The sequence below is a fragment of the uncultured Clostridium sp. genome (genome assembly GCF_937920395.1).
GTDB lineage: Bacteria > Bacillota > Clostridia > Clostridiales > Clostridiaceae > Clostridium_AD.
The window spans coordinates 16,261-39,977 of record NZ_CALEVF010000241.1; the positions used below are offsets into that span (position 1 = coordinate 16,261).

Below are 23,717 nucleotides of genomic sequence, written 5' to 3' on the forward strand. Positions count from 1 at the left end.
TTCTTTCTTTACTATAAACTTTCAATTATTGTTTTTAATTTATCTTTTGTTTCAATGTATTCAACTTCACAATTTGATTTATCAACTATGCCACAGCCAACACATGCATATGCTATATTTTTTTCAATTAGAGCAGATCTTATTCCTGCCACAAATATACCATCTCCATTTCCATCAATTATGCCAATAGGTGCCGCATACAAACCTCTCTCATGTTTTTCATATCTTTTAATTAATTGCAGAGCTTTATCTGCCGGATACCCACCTAAAGCAGGTGTTGGGTGAAGCCTTTTTACCCATTGAAGTAAAGTGCTATTTTTATCTTTTCCATAAATTGCTGTTTGTAAATGGTGTAAATTCTTAAGTGTTAAAATTTTAGTTTCATCTACTATCAATTCATCTGTGAATTTCTTCATAACATTAACTATTGAATCAATAACAATTTGATGTTCATGGCGATTTTTAGTATCCTTTAACAAAACTTCCTTCTGTAATTCATCATTTTCATTACTTCGCAAAATAGTGCCAGCAAGTGCATAACTTAACACCATATTTTTTTCTTTTTGAACCAAGATCTCTGGCGTTGCACCTACAAATGTTTTTCCATCCTTGTAGTAGCCAAATACAAAGCTATTTATGTTGTGTTTCAAAAGCTTTTGGAAAACACTTTCTACGCTTATCAAAGTATCACATTGAACTTTAACTTCTCTAGAAATAACAACTTTATTTACCTCTTTGCTGGATATTGCATCTTTTGCCACAGAAAACAATTGCTTCCATGCTTTAAAATCGTCCATTCCATATTTGCATGCATGTTCACAAATCTCTACCTCTCCATTTTCAATTTCTACAAAATCGTTAAAGTAATAAAATGTTTGTTTTCCATCTTTTTCAACAAAATAATATTCAAATGCAATATTTTCATTACCAAACCCAACCCATTTTTCATCTTTGATTGAATTAAAGAATGTCATTGATGAAAAGATATATAAATAATCTTTTAAATTTTCATCCATAGAAATAGTTTTTAACCGTTTAGCTCCAAGAATAAACTCTTTTTTTAAAGGATTGTAAAATAAAAACCTTTCCTCGTTCTCAAAATGCTTCCAGAATGAAAGCGGATTATCTAATTTAATCTGTTTCTCATGATATTTCAATTTATACACCTCTATATCTGAATTATAATAAATCTTCTAAACTAGAATAAATCAAACATTACACCCATAAATATTATATTGATATTATTGTTCCCATATTTATCACTCCATTCTTTTTTTGTTATACCTTATTATAGGAAATACTTATAAAGATTTTATGTAGATATGCAGTATTTAAAAAATATTGATAAAAAATGAATTTTGTAAAACACATTAAATCTCCACATCTTCTTAGTATAATATTTACAGTTGCAACTTATTTCATAGAAGGGAGTTTTTATTATTTCGTATTTTACATTAAGGCTTTATGAAATTATGGGTATGTTAAACAGACTTTTAAGTGATCCTATAATGAACTTCTCAAGAAATTTAAATATACCTATGATTGGTGTTTTTTTAATTGGAATTCTTGGTTCAACGGCTCCATGCCAGCTAACCACAAACCTTGGAGCTATTGGATTTATCACAAAGGAGGGTTCTAGCAACAAAAAACTTTTTATAAACGCATTATGGTATTCACTTGGTAAGCTGACTATATTTTTGTTTTATGGAATGTTAATAATATTATTTAAAGTTAATATACAAAGAACATCCATACCTTTCTTTAGCCTATTTAGAAAGCTTATGGGACCCGCTATAATAATTATTGGACTTTATATATTAGGCGTTCTAAATCTAAAGGGATCTATTGGAAATTTATTTATAGCTAATGTTGAAAATTTCACACGTAAGTTTAAAATATTTAATCCATCATTTATAATGGGTTTGATATTTTCATTAGCATTTTGCCCAACTTTATTTTGGTTATTCTTCGGAATTATTGTTCCTTTAACCTTTAAGTCTCCTATTGGCATAATATATCCTCCAATTTTTACACTTGGTACCCTTACGCCCATATACTTAATGTTATCACTGATTTTTATAGGAAAAACCAACCTTAAGTCCAACACAAAAAAATTTAAAAAGATTCAAGTTATAATTAGGATTTTCGGTGGACTTTTACTTATTACTTTTGGATTAATTGATAGTTTTATATATTGGTTTAATTAATCAGTATTATAATACTAAATCGGAGGTGGTTTATTTTTGAATGACATACCAATATTGTTAGCTTTTTCTGCAGGTCTTCTATCATTTTTATCACCTTGCGTCCTTCCACTTGTTCCTGCATATGTAAGCTATTTAACTGGTTCTTCTATAGAAGAATTAAAAGATGACAAAGCTAAACTTTCTACTTTATATAAATCTTTTGGGTTTGTATTAGGCTTTTCTATTATTTTTATATTAATGGGAGTTTCTATAACCTCCCTTGGTAAATTACTAATTATCCATAAAGATTTGTTTAGAAAAGTTGGAGGCACTCTTATTGTTATTTTTGGCATACATACCCTTGGAGTTTTTAAAATCAAATTACTTTATCGTGAGAAAAGATTTTTATATCTTGATAAGATTAAAGGCCCATTTAGCTCAGTAATAATGGGAATGGCTTTTGCTGCAGGTTGGACGCCGTGCATTGGCCCTATATTATCCTCAATACTCATCTATGCTACAAGTATGAACTCTGTAGGTAAAGGTGTTTTACTTTTGATAATGTATTCTCTTGGACTTGCTGTTCCATTTATTTTAACTGCCATGGCCATAGGAAGTTTTACTAAACAATTTAGAAAGTTTTCAAGATATCTTCCTATAATCTCTACAATAAGCGGATTATTAATGATAATAATGGGAGTTATGATTTTCATGAACAAATTAGCAATATTAAGTCAATACACAAACTTTATTAATTTTTAATTAAAGGAGAGAATAAAAATGAAAAGGTATTTAATAGTTCTTATAATTGCCATCCTTGTCGGAGGCTCTATTTACACTTTAAACAACTATAATGCATCAAATTCTAAGTCTAACTCAACTGTGGGAAGCACAAACAAAGGTAGTACCACTCAAAATAATACATCTATCCAACCTATTGAAACTAGCCCTAACGCTACTAAGACCAAAGCTATAGATTTCAAATTAAAAGATCTTAATGGTAAAGAATTGTCCCTAAGTGACTTAAAGGGTAAGAGAGTATTCCTTAATTTTTGGGCAACATGGTGTCCACCATGTAAAGCAGAAATGCCTGAAATCGAAAAATTATATCAAGAAACAAAAAATAGTAACTTAGTTATAGTGGCAGTAGAGATAGGAGAGCCTTTAAGCACGGTTAAACCTTTTATTGATAGTAACAAATATAATTTTAAAGTTCTTATAGATCCTGATCAGAGAGTTGCCGCTCAATATAATATAACATCAATTCCAACTTCATATTTCATTGATGTAGATGGAAACATCATTTCTAAAAACATTGGTGGTATGAATATTGATCAAATGAAAGCATACATTAAAACTTTAGATAAATAGTTAATAAGTAAATAAATACAATATCAATTAAATGGTAAAGGTACTGCTTTAATTTTAGGCAGTACCCTTTATTATTAAAAACGAACATATTTTAAATAATACAATATAATATAATAAATAACTTTTATTGAAAGGAGATATTTATGTGTTAATTTCCCCTTATTACATGCCTGCCATAGATACTGTTAATACAACACGAATATTAGGAGATACCCCACTTGTCTTTAATAATTATGTCACAAAGGTAATATATCCAAGCCTCAAAGTAAAATGGAGACCTAATGCGATTATACTTGTACCTTTGACTTCCTATCATTATGGATTGCTTGCATCACCATTAATACATTTCCCCATAAATGCACCAATAGTCTTCACAAATGCTAATTACCTTTCACAAGAAACTTTTAATGAAATTACCAGATTATCCCCAACTGGTGAAAATGTACCTGCAAAGATACTTTTAATTGGACCAATTGCCCCAATTATAGAAATACAATTATTAAGTGCAGGTTTGTCTACTATAAGAATTACCGGAAATGACCCTATTCAAGCTGCAGGTGAAGCAATGGAGTTTAGATATACAATGGCACCGGACTCTATGGAAGGTAATAAGAATATAATGATAGTCTCTGCTGATGATCATACTGAAAGTATACCTGCAGCATATTATTCTGCACATATGGGCGTACCTATACTGTTTACTTATAGAGATAAATTACCAGAGATTACAAAACAACAATTAATTAAGTATAATAATAAAAATATGCTTGTTATTGGAGGTAAACAGACAATTTCAGATGAAGTCTTCAATGAAATACAAGATATTGCAAAATCAAAAGTAGATAGAATCGGTGGTAGCACATGTTATGACGTTGCTGTAAACTTTTCAAAATATTATTCAAAAGAAAGCATGTTCGGTTGGAACGTCAATACTAAGGGCGGATGGTCATTTTGTTTTGGTACTCCAAATAACTGGGCTTATAATTTAGCAGCCTGCACATTTGCACACCTTGGTAAACATTCGCCACTTTTATATATCGAGCCTTTAATAATGCCTAAAGCAACAAGCAAGTATGTATTATCTGTAAAACCTGTAGAAATGCATCCACCTAAACCTCAATTTATGCATGGATTTATTCTTGGAGGTTTCAATCAAATTTCTACTAGTATGCAGATTGAACTAGAAGAGATTTTAAATATTTGAGTTTATACAACATTATTTGTTTAATGTTGTATAATCCTTATAAGATATTTATTTGCTATTGGGTTTTATCTTGATCCATAATTATTTTAATTTCTTGTTGTAATTGCGAGATGTTTTGCATTTTTGTATCTCTTAATTGAGTAAACAACTGACGTACCTCTGGATTACTAATCTCCGTCATGTATTTATTATATTGAATTTGCAATATCATTTCATCTTGCAGTAAATCCTGTAAAAACTCCATATTATTCACTTAGTATCACCCCTTTTAAACAATAGAAAACTTTGACATAGTCTGTAACAATGTTCTATGGTGATTACGTACACCTTGCTCTAGCCCTTTCAATATCTTTTGAAGCTTAGGATCTGTAATCTGCTCCGAAATGTAGGCATATTTTATAGCCATATTCTCTTCATGAAATAACATATCTTTGAAAGCATTGTTCATTATATCTTGTTCAGTAAGCATTTCTATATTTACCTCCTTATTTTTTAGTAATTACGGAATAATATACCTCACCAGATGAATCAATCATTGCTGCATAAACATCGCTTATATTTGTGATGCCTTTTTTAAGAAGTTCATTCTTTAACCACCCTTCATTATAGCCTAATTCCTTTAAATTTTCTTCAACAACCTTGCCATCATTAATAAGCAGTGTAGGAAGACCTCCACCTATAGTTTGAATATTTAAGTCTTTTGGAGTTACAGATTGAAAATCGGATTTTTTAAGAATACTTACATGACCACTGGTTTCCAAAATCGCAGATTCTACTTCACTAATGTTAGAGACATCTATGTTTCGTATATCAGATAAAAGTAGTTCTAATGGCAAGAAAGCTTTTGCCATATTAGGGCGAAGAATTTTTCCTCCTGAAATTAATGGTATTGATCTTCCCAGTACAAGCTTAGCAAAAGCTCTATTTTTTACAGCAATGTAGGATATAAGATAGTGAAGACTATATATAACTGCGACTATAACAGTAGTGTTAATAACACTTATTTTAGCCTCATATAAGGGAGCTGCGGTGATCCCCCCCATCATCCAGAAAAACACGAAATCATATCCTGCAAATTGACCCCCAGCTTTATGCGGTAAGACTTTCCCTTCAACATATAATAGAACTCCAACCGCAATAGTACGTAAAACAAATATAAATGGACTAATTTGCTGAACTGTCCCAAATACTTCTTTTAACAATTCCATTTCATACCTTCCTCACTATATATTTATGTAAATTGTTCCATCTGACTCAAGCATAGCTAAAAATACATACTTTGGGTTAGTAATACCCTTTTCCATTAATTTATCTATAAGCCACTCACGGTCTAATCCCATCAGATTAAGATTTTTTCCATCTATTTCTCCATCATAGATAAGGATTGTAGGTATTGCTACCATTTTGGACGGTAAGTTCATTTGCTTTCGTGTAAGTGGTAAAGCTTCAGGCTTTTTGATAACATTTATTTTTCCATATGGCTCCAAAATTATGGAGTCGATTTCTGATAGGTTATGAGCTCCTTTTAATCTTAATTGTCCTAAAAGATTGTCTAATGTTACGTGACAATCTAACATATTCTCTCTAAGCAATATTCCATCCTTCATAAAGAGAGTCGATTCTCTATCAATTGCATTCGGCCATATTATATCTAAATAAGATAAAAAAATATTTATAAATGCATATACAAAAATAATTACTAGGCCAGAAGTAAGGGATGATTCTGGATTTAACATTCGAATAGCAGCTAAGCTTACAATTCCAGCCGCTACCAAATAGTTATGACCTGATAAAATACCTACTTGGCGGTGACCCATTATACGAGTTGCAATAATCAATGCAATATAGAGAATAACAGCCCTTAAAGCTAAGGCAAATATTGATAAATTTTTACTTCCTTCCATAAATGAATTCCAGTCCACAGTGAATCCTCCTAAATTCTTTAATGCCAGTTTAACAGCATATTTAGTATATTTAGTATATTTTCAAAATATTTCATTCATTAATTAAAGTTCATAATTTTTACTAGACCCACCCCAGTAATAAATAGTAACAAAGTACTCCTTAATTTAAAGTAGTACTTTTTAAAGTAAAACTCTATAACCTTTACATAGAAGCAATTTTGCTACATTCATCAGCACATATGCAGCATTCTGTGGCACATTGTTTACAATGTTCATCTTTAAACATTTCACATTCTGTAGCGCATTTAGCACAAATAGTAGCACAGAGTTTGAAGTGTTCTTTTACAAATTGTGAATCTATTGCCATAATTGATGACGACATTTGGCACATTTGTGCACATTCAACAAAAATGCTTATACAGTTCTTTCTTGCATTAACATCAGCCTCATTTAAACATGCTTTAAAGCATTGGTAACAGGTTTGAGTACACCTATTACATTCATTAATACATGCTTAATTTTTAGTTTTAGTTGACATACTCATTTTATAACCTCTTCAAAATACTATTTTTATCTATATTAAGTATAATATCCAGAATACACACTATTTATACTGAAGATAGATATTGGTTATGTTAATTTATGTTCTTCATATTTTCTCCACAATTACAGTTTATAATCTAATTATAGAAAAAGTAAATATAAACTTGCACAAGGTTATTTATATGTTATGTGGGCTTTTAGGTTCTTGATATGTTGGAGGAGGCGGAATGTTTTTAATGATGGGAATTGGATTTCTAATATTTTTATTGCTAATTTTCTTAGCTTTTAGACTAATGAAAGTTAATTCACCTTCGCCCTACTCATTATCAAATAATTCAGCATTAAATATACTAAATGAAAGTTATGCTAAAGATGATATTAATGAGGACGAATATTATAAAAAGAAAATAAGTCTTTCTAAAAAGAACTAGGAACATTCTCCTAGTTTTTCTAATGCTATGTTGAATTAACTATATATTTGGTATAAACTTGATATCAATTAATAATATTGGAGTGATGACATGAATGAAAAATTGAGAATTTTAGTAGTTGACGATGAACAGAAGGTTCTAAATGTAATTGAAGCTTACTTAATCAAAGAAGGCTTTGAGGTTTTAACCTCCATGGACGGAGAAGATGCTTTAAACATATTTAAAAATGAACCAATCCATTTAATTATATTAGATTTAATGCTTCCTAAAATGTCCGGTGAGGAAGTATGCACTAAAATCAGAGCTACCTCTTCAGTGCCAATTATTATGCTTACAGCAAAAATTCAAGAAGATAATAAAATAGATGGGCTTGCTATTGGAGCCGATGATTACGTAACTAAACCATTTAGCAATCGGGAACTAGTTAGTAGAGTTAAAGCTATTATACGACGGACGTATAGAGATACTAGTCCCCTAGCTGAACTATTAATTATTAATGATGGTGATTTAGAAATAAACATTGAAAAAATGGTCATTAAAAAACAGGGTCTACCTGTTACTTTAACTTCTAATGAGTTTAAAATTTTGATTGCACTTTTAACTAATCCTGGGCAAGTATTCTCAAGAGAACAATTAGTTAATAAAGCTTTTGGTACAGATTATGATGGGTTTGACCGAACTGTGGATACTCATATTAAAAATATAAGATGTAAGATAGAGGATAATCCAAAAAAACCAAGATATATAATTTCTATATATGGAATGGGTTATAAATTTCAGGGTTAATTGCTAAATAACATAACACTTAAGAAGATAAGAGGTGGTTTTATATGAAAATGTCTTTAATGAAAAAATTATCCATAGGGTTTCTTCTTACTGCATTTGTATCTATATTAATTGCAGGCTTAGTATCAAATTATATGATTGGTAAAAAATTTAACAATTATTTAATTGATGAGCACAAAATGAAAGTAGATAAAATCGCAACTGTAATAGATGGCTTATACGATGAGCAAACAGGCATTTCAACTAATAACAAGACAGAAATATTAAGATATTCAAATGCAGAAGAACTGTATATTGAAGTAAAAAATACAATGGGGGTCATTGTTTTTACCTCAGGTAGTGCAAAAGTACAAAACAAAACAATGATGGGTTCTATGATGGGTTCAATGATGAATAATTTTTCTTCAATTAAACCAGGGCAATATACTGAAGATAGTTACCCATTAATTAAAAACAATAAAAAATTAGGAACTATAGTTTTCGGATATTATGGAACCTCTTTTTTAAATACGGGAGCACTAACCTTCAAAACAACGTTAAATCATTCTTTTTTTCTTTCTATTTTTATAGCATTAATCTTTGGATTTATAATTAGTATCTTTCTTTCAAAACAAATATCATCACCTTTGACAAAAATAACAGATACAGCCAATAGAATACGAAATGGAGATTTAAAGGCAAGATCTCGAGTTGTATCTAAAACCAAAGAAATAGATGATTTAACAATTTCTATAAACTATCTAGCGGAAACCCTGCAAAAGCAAGAGCATCTTCGGAAACGATTAACTTCTGATATGGCTCATGAGCTTAGAACCCCTCTTACAAATTTAAAATCACATATAGAGGCATTGCTAGACAAGGTTTGGCAGCCCACAGAGGATATGCTTACAAGTTTTTATGAAGAAATACAAAGATTAATAAAATTAGTTGAAGGCCTTAACAACATAGCAAAATTAGAGCAAGCAGATCTGAATTTAAATAAATCAAAATTTGACTTATCCTTAGAACTAGAAAAAATAATAACTTCTTTTAAACCCCAATATGAAAATATAGGTTCAAAAATTAACTCAAATTTGATTCCAGATGTGGAAGTATTAATGGATAAGGATAAATTAAAGCAAGTAATGTATAATTTGCTTTCAAATTCACTTAAATATTCCAAAATAAATGCAGAAGTTTTTTTAACTCTAAAGTCTGAAAATGATAGCATTGTTATAGAATTAAAGGACAACGGCATTGGGATTTCAGAAAAAGATTTACCCTTCATCTTTGAAAGATTTTACAGAAGCGATGAGTCTCGCGATAAAAACACCGGTGGTTTAGGTATAGGTCTAACCATTGTAAAAGCTATTGTTGAGGCTCACAAAGGCAGCATTAATGTTACCAGCACCTTAGGGAAAGGAAGTACCTTTTTTATTAGATTTCCTAAGCCAATATTAAAGTCCAGATAAATAGTCTATCTGGACTTTAATATTTTTTACAAACCAACCACTTAAATATTGTTAATCAAGATTTTTATTAAACATAACCGTTTTATTTTTACCATTCTTCTTTGCATGTAAAAGCGCTTTATCACATTCCTGTATTATTTCTTCAATATTTCCTCCATCAACTGGCTGCACCTACCTTAATATTCTTAACACTTCTTGCATCAGTTCTATCAATTATTGTAATTTGTTTCTTTATATTAGATTAGGTAAACAATCCTAAAAAATATCCATGGGATATTTCCTTATTTAAAGATTCTATGAATTGTATAGTAGTTAATTAACTTTTGGTAAGCATTAGGTATTAGAAATACACACTAATTTTGTTATATAATGATCAAAATAAACGACCCGTGGTAATTAAAGAAAATTATTACTTTTAAAACTCTATTTTTCTGCTATAATATAAATGTTAATAAATATTGGAGGTAAATAATGAAAAAAAGATTAGCTTTAGTAACAATTCTATTAACTCTAGCAAGTTCTCATATTGTATTTGCTGATACTGGAGTAATAAATGCAAGTTCGTTAAACATTAGGCAGAAACCTTCACTCTCATCATCAATCTTATCTTCAATACCAAATAATACGAAGATAAGTACTTTAGGAAAAAGCGGTGCGTTTTACAAAATAAATTATAAGGGAAAAACTGGATATGTGTGTAGCTCATATGTGAAAATAGTACAAGCTACTGCTGTAGCATCTGTTACACCATCTAGCACAACAAAAACTGGGGTAGGCAGTACCAAAGCATGGGGCTTAAACGTACGTAAAACAGCGGCTATAGGAAATAATACTATTGGTTCACTTAATGCAACAAATAATATAAGCTTATATGGATCGCTAAACGGCTATTACAAAATTAAATATAATAATAATTGGGCATATATTGCCAAGTCATATGTAAGTACAGCTACCCCTTCATCAGTAGCTACAATACCATTAGCGGGTATAGCATTAGTATCAAGTACAGCGTCTCAAATAAGCACTCTAATGTCGAGTGCAAATAAATTACTTGGAATACGTTATACATATGGCGGAGCAACACTTTCCACTGGTTTTGATTGCTCAGGATTTGTGCAATATATTTATAAAACTATCGGTGTTACTTTGTCTAGAACAACTTATACCCAAGTAGAGGAAGGCAGTGCTGTTAGTATAAATAATCTTAAAATAGGAGATCTACTCTTTTTTATAGACAATTCCCATGAAGGAGTGTATATTGGAAATAATAAGTTTATACAAGCACAAAAAACTGGTACAGTTGTACATATAACTGAATTAAGCGGTTATTGGAGAACATCATTTGTAACAGGAAGAAGAATACTTAATTAACATTAAAACAAAAAAATAACGAATAGTTTACTACATAATTTCATATTTCTATTGTATAACCTTTTGCTACTTTGTTTTTCTTATTTTGACAACTTAATAAAGCACACCTAAAAATTATAAGTCTCCATTTCTTTTATTAAATTAAAAGGAATGGAGGCTTATTAATATTGAGCAATTATACTGGTATGCAAAGTATGAATTATAATGTACTTTATTTCTAAATTTATGAACTATATATTTTTATTTTAAAACTACTAATATCTTCATAAAATCTACACATATATTTTGTATAATTTAAGTCACAGTCAATATTCATAGAATTAAAAACACACTCTTATTACTTATAAACTTTCAAGATAAAAATTCATTGAATATAACATTAAACATTATATTAAAAATTGTAGGAGGTAATAAGGTGAGCGTTAAAAAGGAAAGAATAAAAGTCTTCGACATGACATGTACATCATGTGAAACAAGAGTAGTAAGAGCAGTAACAAAATTAAATGGTGTTAAAAACGCTTTGGCAAGTTTCAGTAATCAATCTCTAACTATAGAATATGATACAGACTTCTGTAATATTGAAAAAATCAGAACCGCTATAAACGCAGCTGGTTATAGTACTAAGGATTCAGGTAGCTACAAAATAGCAGGTATATTTATAATCGTAGCAGCAATTATATTAATTGGGAATTCATCAGGCGGTATTGACATGACATCAAAACTCAACGGCGCTACATATTTTGTTCTATTTATTGTTGGAGTTCTTACCTCAATACATTGCGTAGGTATGTGTGGTGGAATAATGCTATCACAAAGCATAACTAAAGATAGCAAAAGTAAATTTGATTCTATAAGACCTGCCATTCTATACAATGCAGGAAGAGTTCTATCATACACTGTAATTGGTGGAATAGTCGGTGCTCTAGGTTCAGTACTTTCACTATCAATATCTGCAAAGGCTGGACTTCAAATATTTGCTGGTGTCTTTATGGTAATAATGGGGCTTAATATGAGTGGCTTTAGATTATTTAGAAAATTTAATTTTAAACTCCCTTGGTCAGCTTGTTCTATTAAAAAGAAACCGAAGACTCCTTTTTTAGTTGGTGTTCTAAATGGTCTTCTACCATGTGGGCCCCTTCAAACAATGCAACTATATGCTTTAGGAACTGGAAGCGCTTTTAATGGTGCCTTGTCTATGCTGTTATTTTCTCTCGGCACAGTACCCTTAATGTTGACCTTTGGAGCATTATCTGGTCTCATTACTAAAGGCTATACAAAAACTCTTTTAAAATTCAGTGGAATACTAGTTGTCGTTTTAGGTATTGTTATGGGAACTCGCGGACTAACACTCGCTGGTATAAACGTGCCTTCTACATCGACAATTATTGCTAGTTTATCTGGTAATAAAACATTGACATCAGCTCCACCTGCTGCTAAGCCAACTATAGTAAATGGAGTTCAGATAATTAGAATGACAGCAGACGGCTTAGGATATACTCCAAATGGCCTATATGTTCAAAAAAACATGCCTGTAAAATGGATAATAAATGGCAAGGCATTAAACTCCTGTAACGGACAAATTGTTGTGCCTTCCTTAAATATTAATAAGACATTACAATCCGGTGAAAACATAATTGAATTTACACCAAAAGATAAAGATATAAGCTTCAGCTGTGGAATGGGTATGATTCGCGGAGTAATTAAAGTAGTTGATAATGTTGCCTCTGTAGATACCTCAAAACCCGATTCATCTATACCAGCTCCATCCAGTGGAATGCCTGGTTGTACCATGGGTGGCATGGGTGGAACAACTGCTGCACCTGCTACCCCTAAAAAAGCAAGTATTTATGGTACAGATTTGAGTAAAGTTGAAACCAGTAGATTAATCCAAAAAACTGTGATTTCCGGAAACAATCAGGCTCTTTCAATTAAGGGTACAGGATATGAATTTGAACCAGTAATTGTAGTTGCAGAAAAAAATGTTAATACAATTTTAAGCTTTGATTTAAATAAATTTGATAATCCAAATGGAACTTTTGAAATTGCTGCATCAGACACTGGCAACAATATAACTACTTTTAAAGGTGTAAAGGGAACTGTTAAAGTAACTACCACATTTAATGTAAGCGGCATCTATTCTATTATAAAAGATGGCAATATTGTAGGTGGTGTGGTTGTAGTAGACGATTTAAAAAATGCAGATTTAGAGAGTATTAGGAAAAATTATATAAGTGATTAATATTTATAATATAACATTTGAAGAGGCACGAAGCCTCCCAAATAAAGATTAATTTAATATTATTGTAAAATTAAATTAATAACTTTTAATAATTATTACAAAGAGGGTAGAACAAAATGTTCTACCCTCTTTTATTTTAAAAATCATTTAAAATGCTAACAAGAAAATATATATGAAAAAGCACTTACAATACAATATCTTCAGGCAGTATTTCAGGCCACTTAATTCGAGTGTTTTTTAAATCAATTAATAAAAGCTGGCACACTTACATATTAGGATTTATATTTGGTATGGGATTTGATAATGCAAATCGAATATCTATTTTAGCCACTTCTACGGGCTCTGCTAGTAGCTCCATATCTCTTGTAACAATATTAGCACTACCAATTTTATTTACAGCTGATATGAGTTTAATTGACACTACTGATGTTTTTTTATGACAACAACTTACCAATGAATTTTACAAGCTCCACTGTGCAAAATGTATTATTACTTAACCGTAACGTGTCTATCCATAGTTTCAGCATTTAAATAAAAATCGAATTTTAAATAATAAATCTACAAGAAAATCTAAATAATTTAAGATATAAATAATCCCGTACGAATTAAAATTCTACGGGGTTTGTAATATTTAATGTAACTTATTAAAGTTCCTATATTTTAATTTTAACTAGTTCTTTTCTATCGCCAATACTTCATAACCAGCGCCCTCGATTGCGGACTTAATTAATTTATCAGTAATACTACTGGTTATGTTAATAGTTGCAGCACTTTTTACAAAACTTACGTCCACATCTTTTGCACCAATATTTTTCAATACTTCACTAACACGCTCTACACAATGGAAACAATTCATACCACCCACAAATATTTTCATTCTCATTTTATTTCTCCCTTCAAAAATATCTTAAAAGCTTCCAATCTCAAACCATTATTAGAATATAAATTGGACTTAACAAACTCCGCAAAATACCTATATATTGTTTTAATTACTATATATATATTAACTAATTATTGTGAAGATATTATAAAGAAACCTAGCATTATAAAAATTTTCATGATTTTATTAATTTCAGTGTTAATCCACATATTTTCTTCACACTTGTTTTATATAATTAAATATGTTTACTTGATTAATAAATTTATATACATATCTTTTAATATACGAGGAGGATTCTTTTATGTCTAATAACAAAAACAAATTACTAAGGGAAAAAATTATATTAGCTAAAGAGAAACTAGAGCAAATACTTTTACCTGACCATATATTAACTGATCAATCATTGAGTTTAAGTAAAGAACTTGATAAACTTATCCTAGAATATTATAAACTAGAATAAACACTTTACTAAAAATATTACCGACTGCCTGTTAATGCAATCGGTAACACTATTTAATATATTTTCTTACATTATCAAGTGTTTATCATATGTTTTACTATATACATAATCTTTATATGCTAATTTCAGGCAAAAATTATTAACTGTATCCCAAAATGTATTAAAAGAAAAAAATAGATATATAATTTGGTTTTGAAGAAATAAATACCTATATAAAGGTTACAAGTTTAAAATTTTATATCCATGCTAATAAGTCCAATAATTGAGCTAGCGAGGAATTTTGCGTAACTATGCTAATCTATACTTCAAGGAGGAAAAGCCTTTAACGGCCTTATAAACTCAGTTAAAACTATATTCAAAGAGAACATAACATGATTACAAGGTGAAAAATTACTAGATACTTCAAAAGTAGCTATAAATATTGTCAATGAAAAATATGCTTTATCTCAAGTAGTTTTGGTAATTGAATTTATTAAAGAAGGTTACACAAAAAGTCGTAAATTGCTCTAAATCTATATTAAGGTGGGATATATATGTTGAAAAATTTAATGAGAGTTCAAAAAAACAAGGAGGATCCTTCAGTAACTAACAACACCTGGCTAAAAACTACCAGTTTAGGATGGAAATCTAAAGGACTTTTAGCCTACCTTTTAAGCCTTCCAACTGATGAGAAGATATGTTCCGAAAAATTGGCCACTCACTCAACATATGGAATTAATAATACAACGTCAACCATGAAAAATATTATGGAAACTATTTGTATTCTTGCGAAAACCCCATTAGAGCTCACATCATATATAATGCAGAAAGGTATTATATTAACTGGAAGTGATGCTTTATTAAAAGGGATTGATACACTTATAAACAAAGAAACACATATGCCTGTACATATATCTGAAAATCCACCTGATTGCGTCGCTATAGGAATGTGTAAAAATCTCGATACCATCGATGTTCTGAGTAAAAGAGGTAAATATGAAAAATAATAAATCTACAGTAATTATTATACTGTCAGTTATCTTTTTATGGTTAATATGGTACAGTTCAACTCGAGAAAAAATATCTTTTGTGGAGAATAATGTTGGGGTAACGATAGATTCAGTACAAGGTCTATTTTACGATAATTTTAATAAACTAAGCAATTCATTTCAATTTATAACAAACATCTCAAAAATTAAGAAAGAAGATGAAGAACTTAGAAAAACTAATAGCAAGTTACAAAACAAAGCCATCCAATATAATGCTTCAATAAAGGAGAATGAACGCTTAAGAAGCATGTTTAAGTTTTCAAATAAGAGAGACGAATTCAATTATATAGGTGCTGACATAATTGGATTAATTGGCAATAGTTATACAGATGGATTTGAGACTAATACAGGTGAAGGTAAAGGAATAAAAAAAGGAATGATAGCTATGACTGGAGAAGGATTAGTTGGTCAGGTAACCTTAGTTGGTAATAACCGGTCTATAGTACAATTATTATCAAATGAAAATATTGCAGTGGCAGCTCTTGTTGAAAGTACAAGAGATAATGGTATTGTTAAAGGAGATAAAGATAAAGATAATAAGTCTTTAGCAAAAATACAGCATATTTCTTTAGATTCCCATATAAAAAAGGATGATGTAATAGTAACATCTGGCCTCGGAGGCATATATCCAGCTGGGATTAAAATAGGAAGTGTGATAAGTGTTCATGCGGATAAATCGAGATTAATGAAAAGCGCTATAATAAAACCATATGTTGATTTAGAAAATATTGAAGAAGTTTTTATTGTGGCACCAAAGCAAAATTAGCTATATTTCAGTACATAGAATCGTGGTATAACAGAAAAAGGCTCCATAGAAGTATTGGCTATATTTGCCCACAAAAGTGTTAAAATTTAGCTAGCAGAAACTTTAAAACTACTTCTGCTTTTATAATTTTCTATTACATTTAATTCAGATTTGTATTGATTTTATCATGCATATTAATTAATTCTAATAAGAATTATATATTTCTACTAAAGTTCATTTTCACAACACATCAACAAGTTAATAATTATTAACTTTAAAATTAACCCACGATAATAAAATCGCAGGTTACTATTTAAGTCACTTTACCAACTTTATTTTTTCCGTAAACTTACTGCCTTAATCTTTAATAGCTAATTAAGCACTAGTATATCGAAAAGATTTATGAATTCATAGGCAATTTTATAATAAATTGCGTGCCTTGATTTATTGTACTTTCTACATTTATAGTACCCATATGAGCTTCAACAATTGATTTTGTTATTGTAAGTCCTATTCCTGCACCACCGGTTAATTTATTTCTTGATTTATCTATTCTATAAAACCTCTCAAATACGTATGGTAGATCCTTCTCTGATATCCCAAGGCCTGAATCCTTTACGCTTACTTTAGCATAAATACCATCTTGAAATAATTTAACTTCAACCTTTCCACCTTTCTGTGTGTATTTTAGTGCATTAGATAATAGGTTTACTATAACCTGGCTTATCTTATCCTGGTCCGCATGCAAAATAATGTCTTTGTCATAAAAAATTAATTCTATCTCTTTATTCAAGAATTCTGTTTCAAAATTAAAAACTATATTCCTAACAACTTCCCCTAATTTAAATTTAGTCTTATTTAATATAAGATTTTCACTTTCATACAGATTAAGCTTTTCCAAATCTCCTACAAGACGGTTTAATCTTAGTATTTCTTCATGACAGCATATCAGTCTATCAGTTGTTGGTTCCCATACCCCATCTATTAATGCTTCCATGTGGCTCTGCAAGGTTGCAAGTGGAGTTCTAAGTTCATGCGAAACATCCCTAGTTAGTCTTTTTCTCAATTTCTCTTGTTCATAAAGAGATTTTCCAAGGTTATTAATTGATCTAGTAAGCTTATCTATCTCTTCTATGTCAGATTTTTTTTCAATTCTTTGACTATAGTCTCCTTTAGAAATCATCTCTGCTGTATCCATTACATTTAAAATAGGTTTACTTAACCTTTTAGCCATTAAAAGTCCCACCATTAAAGCAATACACAAGGATGCTATACCTACACTTATCAGTATTTTATTAAGTGTTTTAGAATACAAAATATCATTATCATTATAATAAAATGGTCCGTAATATCCTATTTCTATAACTCCTACCTTTTTAGAGTTATTTATTATATTATAATCATCCTTTGTATATATTCCTTTCCAATTTGGGAAAAGGGTCTCCATTGTACTAGTTACATGATTTTTAACCTCTTCACATTTAATGTTATCATAAGCCTGCGCATCCCATATTGTTTTACCTGATGCATCACGTACACTAATAAAAACTCCATTCTCAATTGCATCTATGCCCACACTTTTAATTACATCAGTGTTGTGCTTTTTATTAGTAGAATACTGTTGATTTATAGCTGTAACGATTATTTGATTTTTTCTCTCATGCTCCCTAATAACATAATTTTTAAACTGCTTATTTAAAAAGAAATTAGAAAGAATACTAATAAGCACTACACAAATCATTGTTACAAATATATAAGAAAGAGAAAGTTTTTTCCTAAGGCTTTTTTTCATCTTCTTCTCCTCCAAGCCTATATCCTGTTCCATACACAGTAATTACATACTGTGGTTCTTTAGGGTTAGTTTCTATTTTTTGTCTTAAATTTTTAATATGAGTATCAATAGTCCTATTAAATCCTTCATAATTCTCTCTAAATGTAGTATTTATGAGCTCTTCTCTTGAAAATGTCTTGTGTGGATACTTTAATAATGTCATTAATATTTTATATTCAGTTATAGTTAAATTTACATTCTCACCATTTTTTCTTATTTCTTTCTTAAGAATATCTACTACAAGATCATCGTCTTTCAATGAAATTATGTTGGATAGTGGCACTATCTCTTCATTTAATCTTCTAAATATAGCAAATATTCTAGCCATAAGCACCCTTGGACTAAAAGGCTTTGTGATATAATCATCTGCACCAATATTTAAGCCTGCAACTATACTTGCCTCATCAATTTTTGCCGTAAGCATTATTATTGGTACTCTAGATTTTTTTCTTACTATTTTACAAATATCCTCCCCAGTCATATCTGGTAGCATGAGATCAAGAAGAATTAAATCTAGGTTAATTCTTTTAAAAATCTCCAGAGCCTGTTTCCCATCAAATGCTTCAAATACTTCGCATCCTTCCATTTCTAGATATGATTTTACAACACTGACTATTTTGTTTTCATCATCTACTATAAGAACTTTTTTCGCTTCCAACATGCTTTTGCTCCTATTCTTTAAAATAAATTCACTTATTTTCTTAACATATTTATTATATATTTTATAATTTATTTTAACATTTAATTGTGTAGATTTTATGTTGAACATGAACATATATAAATCAATAAAAAGCCCACTCATTGTTATTTATAAAATGGACCCAACAATGATCTATACCCAAAAAAGTAGACAAATATATGAAATGAACCGAAAGAGTAATATTATTTATGTATTACTCTTTCTCTTTTTTAATTCTTACAATTTCATGATTTTTGAATTCAGCTGGTGTTAGGTATCCTAATCTTTTCTGAATCCTTACATTATTGTAATAATGATAGTATTGCCATGTTTCTCTTACAAGGTCTTCGTTGCTCAATATACTAATGTTAGTGTTGTACAACACTTCACTCTTATAGCATCCTAAAAAACTTTCCATAGGAGAATTATCAATAGGCGTTCCTTTCCTAGACATACTCTGTATGAAGTTTTTATCTTTAAGTTCATTCTGGAACAGAACATTATTATAGAGGGTCCTTGGTCCGAATGGATAATAGTACCTTCCGGTAAGGATTTATCCAAAATATTTTTAAACGATTCTCGGATAAGTTCCCTGGTCTGATAATTTTTAACTGCAAATCCTTCTAACATTCCGGTGTGAAGGTCCTTCACTGCCGATATATATATCTTTTTTCCACCTACTTTATACTCAGTAACATCAGTTACCATCTTGTCAAATAGACAACTTGTACTGAAATTTCTAACCAAAACATTTTTTTTAGGATGTGGATCTCCAGGTTTCTTATATCTCTTTTTTATCTTGATTACAGATAAATAACAATTCTGTGACATCAAACGGTAAACCTTTTTATGGTTTATATTAAGTCCATAGTCAGCCGAAAGCGCCGCTGTCATCCTCTCAACGCCATATCTCCCATAGTGTTTGATATAAAGTTTCTCAATGAATTTAATAACTTGCGTATCCTCTTTTGATTTTTCGGAGACCACCATTCTCTTACTTAACCACTGATAATATCCTGATCTATTTATTTCAGCAACTTGAAGTAACACAGTTACGTGATATCTGCTGCTTAGTTTCTCAAAAACTCATATTTTATTTTTTTTTAATATTGTCTTGATTTACTTCAAGTAGCTTTTTAAGATATTCATTTTCAGCTTTTAATTTTATTATTTCTTCTTCAGGAGAATCATATTTTTTTTTTTTGCCGATAACAAAACCCCCTAATTTAGTCTACACTACTTTTTAGTTTCGTGTCTACTTAAGGGGGTATAGTTCAACAAAGGGTCCACTTTATTAAACAACACTGGACTTTTAAATAATTAAATTGTATTTAACCTTATTTCTTTTCATATAACATCATACTCTATGGCCTATAACTTATACCATTAGGAGTTTTACCGACCTTAATTGTTGCTGTAACTTTATTAGTATTGTTATCAATTACGCTTACTGTATTATCATACATGTTAGTTACATATACTAGCTTATTATCTGGACTAACTACAACTCCATGAGATCCCTTGCCAGTTTTTATAGTTGCTACAACTTTTTTAGTTGCAAGATCAATCTTTGATACTGTATCAGATGGACTTTTTTCAGTTCCTTGATTAGCTACAAACGCATACTTATCATCAGACTCTATATAAGTTTGAGCTGGACCCACTCCTACTGCTATTTTTTGAACTTTGTTTGTAGCGAGATCTACAATAGCTAAAGAATTCTCTGCGTTTATACTTGCAATTAAAGTCTTTCCATCACTTGTAATTCCTGTAGTTATTGGAGTCTTGCCTACTTTAATTTTTCTCAATTCTTTATTATTTGCTATATCCACAACACTTACTGTATCTTCGCCCATATTGGCTACGTAAGCAAATTTGCTATCTTTTGATATACGAAAACCATGTGGTCCTTTGCCTACAGAAATGTTATTAATTAATTTATAGGTTTTTGCATCAATAACTGATATGTTATTGTCTTGATTATTTGTAACTAATACATATTTGCTATCATTAGTGAATACTATATGTGCTGGATGCTTACCTACTTCAATTTTTTTAATTAATTTTCCTGTATCTATATTATAAAAAAATGCTGAACCATTTGTACCCATACCTCCACCTTTAGACATATCATCTTGAGACATTTTCATCCCTGCTTTATCCATTACTACTGATGTGTAGGCTACTATCTTTCCGTCTGGAGAAACCTGCACATTATGTGGTTCACCTTCATCATTTATGGTTTCTAGTACCTTATTTGTAGCTGAATCTATCTTTGTAATAGTACCTCCTTCATTCGCTGTGAAGTAATATGAGATTACCTTCTTTCCTGGTACTTGAGTAGAACTTTGCGACTGTTTCTTTTGTCCACCACTGCATCCAGCTAAAGTTAACGTTAATATGACCATGATTCCAACTGACTTTATAAATTTTCCTTTAATCATTTTTACCATCCTTTCAAATATAATTCTATCCTTATGCATATCCATAAAATATCAATTCTTAATGGATTTTATATTATAAGCTACTTAATAGTCTTTCCTATACGCTTACCAAAATATTTACTGACGTTCTATGATATTAGTATATCAATTAATAATTATATTGTCGGTAACATTTGTTACTATATTGAATCATGTATTACATCACTTAGAATGAACATCCGGAATCTTAAATAATAAAGCTTAAAATTACGTTTGCAATTTTAAGCTTTATTATTACTAATTTAATATACAATTTTTCACCTTAATATCTTTTTAATTACCTATTGGTATCATAGTAACCCTATTAATAGGGTTACTTATCAGTAACCTGAAACTGTCCCATCATTCCTTGGTCTTCATGTTCTAATATGTGACAATGATACATGAAAACTCCTTTGTGAGTGAACTTAATTATAATTCTAACCTTCTCATTAGGATTAATTAATACTGTATCTTTAAACCCTCGCCCATCCTTAGATGGTTCCTTTCCATCTCTTGATAAAATTTGAAATTGTACACCATGTATATGAAATGGATGAATCATTCCCCCCATCATATTACTAGGGTTTGTAATTTCCCAAATTTCTGTATCATTTAATTTTATTTTTTCGTCAATTCTCCCCATTTTCATTTTTTTACCATTTATGCTTACCGTATTACCCATACCCTCTAGCTGGAACCTTCTGATTTTAGAATTAGCTGTTTCATAAATTTTATTAATATCGGTTAAATGTGTTGGTATTTCAGTAGTATCTATTCCATCTTCCTTTACATTGAAGTTTAATATTCCTATACCATCGCCAAGTAAAGATAATTTGTCGCCCTTTTTATATTTCGAAAAATCTATTATTACTTCTGCTCTTTCTCCCGGCCCAAGTATTAATTTATTTAATTTTACTGGTGCCTCTAGAAAACCTCCATCGGATGCAATCTGAAAAAAAGACTCTCCATTACTTAATTTTATAGGATAAACCTTTGCATTTGCCCCATTAACAATTCTAAACCGCATTTTTATTTTCTTTACATCTAAATATGGTTTAATGGCTCCGTTTACTATCACCATGTCTCCAATAGCGCCATCCATCATGCTACTCATATTTGTGGAATAAGGCATATCTCCATTTCTATTAAATGCCCTATCCTGAATGATTAATGGTATATCATTTATACCATATTCCTTTGGAATATTTAAGCTTTCCGAAATATTATCATCAATATAAAAAAGTCCTGCTAATCCCTTATAAACCTGTTCTCCAGTTTTTCCCTGTTGGTGAGGATGATACCATAAAGTACTAGCTGGTTGGTTTATAGTAAAACTAGGATTCCATTGGCTTCCTGGCATAATAGGACTATGGGGTCCTCCATCCATTTCTCCATTAACTTCTAATCCATGCCAGTGAACAGTTGTTGGTTCACTTAATTGATTATTTACATGAATATTTACTTTTTCACCCCTTTTAACCCTTATCACTGGACCCAGAAAGTTACCGTTATATCCATAGGTCTCTGTTTTAACTCCAGGGAAAAAAGATGTAATTCCCTTCTGAACATTTAATGTAAAATCTGCAGTATTAATGTCTGAACTCTTATTCTCTAAAAGTGGTGGAATAGGGAGCTTTGTACTATTCTCTACTACCTTACTCTTTAATTCGTTGCTTGTTAAAGATTTCATATTCTCAACCATAGCACTTCCATTGCCTTTCGAGAAATAATTCAATATTGGATTAATTAAAACTATAGAACTAACTACTATGATACCTACCCCTGATATAAGCAGCCATTTATTATATTTCTTATTCATTTTTTACCTCCATCAAACCTATTGAGTTTTAACGATAATCGTTATCTTTTAATAACTATTGTATAATTATTTTATCATATAGTTATGTAGAAAATATGAAGATTAATCATCAATTAAGTTTTAGAAGGCTGTGAAATATTTGTTCATGTTTTTATATTCTTATATTTTTATAAATAATTAAAAAGCATGTCAAAAGAGATGTACTCACTACTCTTTTGATATGCTCATAAAATAACAATACTAACGAATTATTATAATATAGACTCAAGTAATTTACTGTTTTTTATGATTTGAGAGTAACTTCTTTTTATTATTATATTCCTC

At 30.1% G+C, this 23,717-nt stretch carries 25 protein-coding genes and 2 pseudogenes; 14 read left to right on the forward strand and 13 right to left on the reverse strand.

Annotated features, from left to right (window positions below):
• Nucleotides 1-11: 11 nt before the first annotated feature.
• Entirely contained in the window at nucleotides 12-1,157 is a 1,146-nt protein-coding gene (locus Q0649_RS15770; RefSeq protein ID WP_298844205.1) for an isochorismate synthase, read from the reverse strand.
• A 321-nt stretch (nucleotides 1,158-1,478) separates the two neighbouring features.
• Here Q0649_RS15770 and Q0649_RS15775 point away from each other — a divergent pair, with 321 nt between their 5' ends.
• The 4 genes from Q0649_RS15775 to Q0649_RS15790 all read left to right on the forward strand — a co-directional run bounded on the left by Q0649_RS15775 (nucleotide 1,479) and on the right by Q0649_RS15790 (nucleotide 4,761).
• Entirely contained in the window at nucleotides 1,479-2,207 is a 729-nt protein-coding gene (locus Q0649_RS15775) for a sulfite exporter TauE/SafE family protein (RefSeq protein WP_298844208.1), read from the forward strand.
• Between the two features lie 36 nt (nucleotides 2,208-2,243).
• Complete coding sequence (locus Q0649_RS15780) at nucleotides 2,244-2,948, forward strand: cytochrome c biogenesis CcdA family protein (protein WP_298844210.1); 705 nt, start codon at nucleotides 2,244-2,246, stop codon at nucleotides 2,946-2,948.
• A gap of 18 nt (nucleotides 2,949-2,966) precedes the next feature.
• On the forward strand, nucleotides 2,967-3,557 hold the full coding sequence (locus Q0649_RS15785) for a TlpA disulfide reductase family protein (RefSeq protein ID WP_298844212.1): 591 nt from the start codon (nucleotides 2,967-2,969) through the stop codon (nucleotides 3,555-3,557).
• A gap of 145 nt (nucleotides 3,558-3,702) precedes the next feature.
• Nucleotides 3,703-4,761, forward strand: a complete 1,059-nt coding sequence (locus Q0649_RS15790) for a cell wall-binding repeat-containing protein (RefSeq protein WP_298844214.1) — start codon at nucleotides 3,703-3,705, stop codon at nucleotides 4,759-4,761.
• A gap of 55 nt (nucleotides 4,762-4,816) precedes the next feature.
• On the opposite strand, the gene Q0649_RS15795 is transcribed toward Q0649_RS15790, so the two are convergent.
• From Q0649_RS15795 to Q0649_RS15815, 5 genes are all read right to left on the reverse strand, one after another.
• On the reverse strand, nucleotides 4,817-5,005 hold the full coding sequence (locus Q0649_RS15795; RefSeq protein WP_298844265.1) for a spore coat protein: 189 nt from the start codon (nucleotides 5,003-5,005) through the stop codon (nucleotides 4,817-4,819).
• A 24-nt stretch (nucleotides 5,006-5,029) separates the two neighbouring features.
• The gene (locus Q0649_RS15800; RefSeq protein ID WP_298844217.1) at nucleotides 5,030-5,230 is read right to left on the reverse strand and encodes a hypothetical protein; all 201 of its coding nucleotides are present in this window, start codon (nucleotides 5,228-5,230) and stop codon (nucleotides 5,030-5,032) included.
• Nucleotides 5,231-5,246: 16 nt separating this feature from the next.
• The gene (locus Q0649_RS15805) at nucleotides 5,247-5,969 is read right to left on the reverse strand and encodes a DUF421 domain-containing protein (protein ID WP_298844220.1); all 723 of its coding nucleotides are present in this window, start codon (nucleotides 5,967-5,969) and stop codon (nucleotides 5,247-5,249) included.
• A 15-nt stretch (nucleotides 5,970-5,984) separates the two neighbouring features.
• Entirely contained in the window at nucleotides 5,985-6,683 is a 699-nt protein-coding gene (locus Q0649_RS15810; RefSeq protein WP_298844223.1) for a YetF domain-containing protein, read from the reverse strand.
• 184 nt (nucleotides 6,684-6,867) lie between these two features.
• Complete coding sequence (locus Q0649_RS15815) at nucleotides 6,868-7,173, reverse strand: four-helix bundle copper-binding protein (RefSeq protein ID WP_298844267.1); 306 nt, start codon at nucleotides 7,171-7,173, stop codon at nucleotides 6,868-6,870.
• Nucleotides 7,174-7,435: 262 nt separating this feature from the next.
• On the opposite strand from Q0649_RS15815, the gene Q0649_RS15820 reads away from it, so the two are divergent.
• The 6 genes from Q0649_RS15820 to Q0649_RS23085 all read left to right on the forward strand — a co-directional run bounded on the left by Q0649_RS15820 (nucleotide 7,436) and on the right by Q0649_RS23085 (nucleotide 13,926).
• On the forward strand, nucleotides 7,436-7,639 hold the full coding sequence (locus tag Q0649_RS15820; protein ID WP_298844226.1) for an SHOCT domain-containing protein: 204 nt from the start codon (nucleotides 7,436-7,438) through the stop codon (nucleotides 7,637-7,639).
• Between the two features lie 90 nt (nucleotides 7,640-7,729).
• On the forward strand, nucleotides 7,730-8,425 hold the full coding sequence (locus Q0649_RS15825) for a response regulator transcription factor (protein ID WP_298844229.1): 696 nt from the start codon (nucleotides 7,730-7,732) through the stop codon (nucleotides 8,423-8,425).
• A 44-nt stretch (nucleotides 8,426-8,469) separates the two neighbouring features.
• Nucleotides 8,470-9,876: a HAMP domain-containing sensor histidine kinase gene (locus tag Q0649_RS15830; RefSeq protein WP_298844232.1), complete on the forward strand. Its 1,407-nt coding sequence runs from the start codon at nucleotides 8,470-8,472 to the stop codon at nucleotides 9,874-9,876.
• A 471-nt stretch (nucleotides 9,877-10,347) separates the two neighbouring features.
• Nucleotides 10,348-11,247, forward strand: a complete 900-nt coding sequence (locus Q0649_RS15835; RefSeq protein WP_298844234.1) for a C40 family peptidase — start codon at nucleotides 10,348-10,350, stop codon at nucleotides 11,245-11,247.
• Nucleotides 11,248-11,662: 415 nt separating this feature from the next.
• Nucleotides 11,663-13,486: a sulfite exporter TauE/SafE family protein gene (locus tag Q0649_RS15840; RefSeq protein ID WP_298844239.1), complete on the forward strand. Its 1,824-nt coding sequence runs from the start codon at nucleotides 11,663-11,665 to the stop codon at nucleotides 13,484-13,486.
• A gap of 230 nt (nucleotides 13,487-13,716) precedes the next feature.
• Complete coding sequence (locus Q0649_RS23085; protein ID WP_367179400.1) at nucleotides 13,717-13,926, forward strand: hypothetical protein; 210 nt, start codon at nucleotides 13,717-13,719, stop codon at nucleotides 13,924-13,926.
• Between the two features lie 230 nt (nucleotides 13,927-14,156).
• Here Q0649_RS23085 and Q0649_RS15850 read toward each other — a convergent pair whose 3' ends face one another.
• Nucleotides 14,157-14,369 carry a heavy-metal-associated domain-containing protein gene (locus Q0649_RS15850; protein WP_298844244.1) on the reverse strand — a complete coding sequence of 71 codons (213 nt, stop codon included), beginning with the start codon at nucleotides 14,367-14,369 and terminating at the stop codon, nucleotides 14,157-14,159.
• Nucleotides 14,370-14,667: 298 nt separating this feature from the next.
• Here Q0649_RS15850 and Q0649_RS15855 point away from each other — a divergent pair, with 298 nt between their 5' ends.
• The 4 genes and pseudogenes from Q0649_RS15855 to Q0649_RS15870 form a co-directional block, all read left to right on the forward strand.
• Nucleotides 14,668-14,826, forward strand: coding sequence for a hypothetical protein (locus tag Q0649_RS15855; protein ID WP_298844247.1), 159 nt, complete (start codon nucleotides 14,668-14,670; stop codon nucleotides 14,824-14,826).
• Between the two features lie 734 nt (nucleotides 14,827-15,560).
• A pseudogene (locus tag Q0649_RS15860) lies at nucleotides 15,561-15,812 on the forward strand (rod shape-determining protein); the annotation flags it as partial.
• On the forward strand, nucleotides 15,802-16,620 hold the full coding sequence (mreC, locus tag Q0649_RS15865; protein ID WP_298844249.1) for a rod shape-determining protein MreC: 819 nt from the start codon (nucleotides 15,802-15,804) through the stop codon (nucleotides 16,618-16,620). The pseudogene Q0649_RS15860 and the gene mreC, both read left to right, overlap by 11 nt.
• Nucleotides 16,611-16,703 (forward strand): annotated as a pseudogene (locus tag Q0649_RS15870) (IS3 family transposase); the annotation flags it as partial. The gene mreC and the pseudogene Q0649_RS15870, both read left to right, overlap by 10 nt.
• A gap of 296 nt (nucleotides 16,704-16,999) precedes the next feature.
• On the opposite strand, the gene Q0649_RS15875 reads toward Q0649_RS15870, so the two are convergent.
• The 6 genes from Q0649_RS15875 to Q0649_RS15900 form a co-directional block, all read right to left on the reverse strand.
• Entirely contained in the window at nucleotides 17,000-18,391 is a 1,392-nt protein-coding gene (locus Q0649_RS15875) for a cell wall metabolism sensor histidine kinase WalK (RefSeq protein ID WP_298844251.1), read from the reverse strand.
• Nucleotides 18,375-19,091 (reverse strand): response regulator transcription factor, encoded by a 717-nt coding sequence (locus Q0649_RS15880; RefSeq protein WP_298844253.1) that lies wholly within the window; start codon nucleotides 19,089-19,091, stop codon nucleotides 18,375-18,377. The genes Q0649_RS15875 and Q0649_RS15880 overlap by 17 nt, the downstream gene beginning before the upstream one ends.
• A gap of 232 nt (nucleotides 19,092-19,323) precedes the next feature.
• Nucleotides 19,324-19,563: an IS3 family transposase gene (locus Q0649_RS15885; protein WP_367179402.1), complete on the reverse strand. Its 240-nt coding sequence runs from the start codon at nucleotides 19,561-19,563 to the stop codon at nucleotides 19,324-19,326.
• Complete coding sequence (locus Q0649_RS15890) at nucleotides 19,512-20,099, reverse strand: IS3 family transposase (RefSeq protein ID WP_298844255.1); 588 nt, start codon at nucleotides 20,097-20,099, stop codon at nucleotides 19,512-19,514. The genes Q0649_RS15885 and Q0649_RS15890 overlap by 52 nt, the downstream gene beginning before the upstream one ends.
• Before the next feature lie 374 nt (nucleotides 20,100-20,473).
• The gene (locus Q0649_RS15895) at nucleotides 20,474-21,553 is read right to left on the reverse strand and encodes a YncE family protein (RefSeq protein WP_298844259.1); all 1,080 of its coding nucleotides are present in this window, start codon (nucleotides 21,551-21,553) and stop codon (nucleotides 20,474-20,476) included.
• Nucleotides 21,554-21,905: 352 nt separating this feature from the next.
• On the reverse strand, nucleotides 21,906-23,393 hold the full coding sequence (locus Q0649_RS15900; protein ID WP_298844262.1) for a multicopper oxidase family protein: 1,488 nt from the start codon (nucleotides 23,391-23,393) through the stop codon (nucleotides 21,906-21,908).
• Nucleotides 23,394-23,717: the final 324 nt, after the last annotated feature.

Excerpts from the sequence above, each read along its gene's own strand:
- Q0649_RS15775 (WP_298844208.1), top strand. The coding sequence starts at position 1,479 with ATGTTAAACAGACTTTTAAGTGATCCTATAATGAACTTCTCAAGAAAT.
- Q0649_RS15785 (WP_298844212.1), top strand. The coding sequence starts at position 2,967 with ATGAAAAGGTATTTAATAGTTCTTATAATTGCCATCCTTGTCGGAGGC.
- Q0649_RS15795 (WP_298844265.1), bottom strand. The coding sequence starts at position 5,005 with ATGGAGTTTTTACAGGATTTACTGCAAGATGAAATGATATTGCAAATT.
- Q0649_RS15800 (WP_298844217.1), bottom strand. The coding sequence starts at position 5,230 with ATGCTTACTGAACAAGATATAATGAACAATGCTTTCAAAGATATGTTA.
- Q0649_RS15805 (WP_298844220.1), bottom strand. The coding sequence starts at position 5,969 with ATGGAATTGTTAAAAGAAGTATTTGGGACAGTTCAGCAAATTAGTCCA.
- Q0649_RS15820 (WP_298844226.1), top strand. The coding sequence starts at position 7,436 with ATGTTTTTAATGATGGGAATTGGATTTCTAATATTTTTATTGCTAATT.
- Q0649_RS15825 (WP_298844229.1), top strand. The coding sequence starts at position 7,730 with ATGAATGAAAAATTGAGAATTTTAGTAGTTGACGATGAACAGAAGGTT.
- Q0649_RS15830 (WP_298844232.1), top strand. The coding sequence starts at position 8,470 with ATGAAAATGTCTTTAATGAAAAAATTATCCATAGGGTTTCTTCTTACT.
- Q0649_RS15835 (WP_298844234.1), top strand. The coding sequence starts at position 10,348 with ATGAAAAAAAGATTAGCTTTAGTAACAATTCTATTAACTCTAGCAAGT.
- Q0649_RS15850 (WP_298844244.1), bottom strand. The coding sequence starts at position 14,369 with ATGAGAATGAAAATATTTGTGGGTGGTATGAATTGTTTCCATTGTGTA.
- Q0649_RS15855 (WP_298844247.1), top strand. The coding sequence starts at position 14,668 with ATGTCTAATAACAAAAACAAATTACTAAGGGAAAAAATTATATTAGCT.
- mreC (WP_298844249.1), top strand. The coding sequence starts at position 15,802 with ATGAAAAATAATAAATCTACAGTAATTATTATACTGTCAGTTATCTTT.
- Q0649_RS15875 (WP_298844251.1), bottom strand. The coding sequence starts at position 18,391 with ATGAAAAAAAGCCTTAGGAAAAAACTTTCTCTTTCTTATATATTTGTA.
- Q0649_RS15880 (WP_298844253.1), bottom strand. The coding sequence starts at position 19,091 with ATGTTGGAAGCGAAAAAAGTTCTTATAGTAGATGATGAAAACAAAATA.
- Q0649_RS15885 (WP_367179402.1), bottom strand. The coding sequence starts at position 19,563 with ATGTCTAGGAAAGGAACGCCTATTGATAATTCTCCTATGGAAAGTTTT.
- Q0649_RS15890 (WP_298844255.1), bottom strand. The coding sequence starts at position 20,099 with ATGGTGGTCTCCGAAAAATCAAAAGAGGATACGCAAGTTATTAAATTC.
- Q0649_RS15895 (WP_298844259.1), bottom strand. The coding sequence starts at position 21,553 with ATGATTAAAGGAAAATTTATAAAGTCAGTTGGAATCATGGTCATATTA.
- Q0649_RS15900 (WP_298844262.1), bottom strand. The coding sequence starts at position 23,393 with ATGAATAAGAAATATAATAAATGGCTGCTTATATCAGGGGTAGGTATC.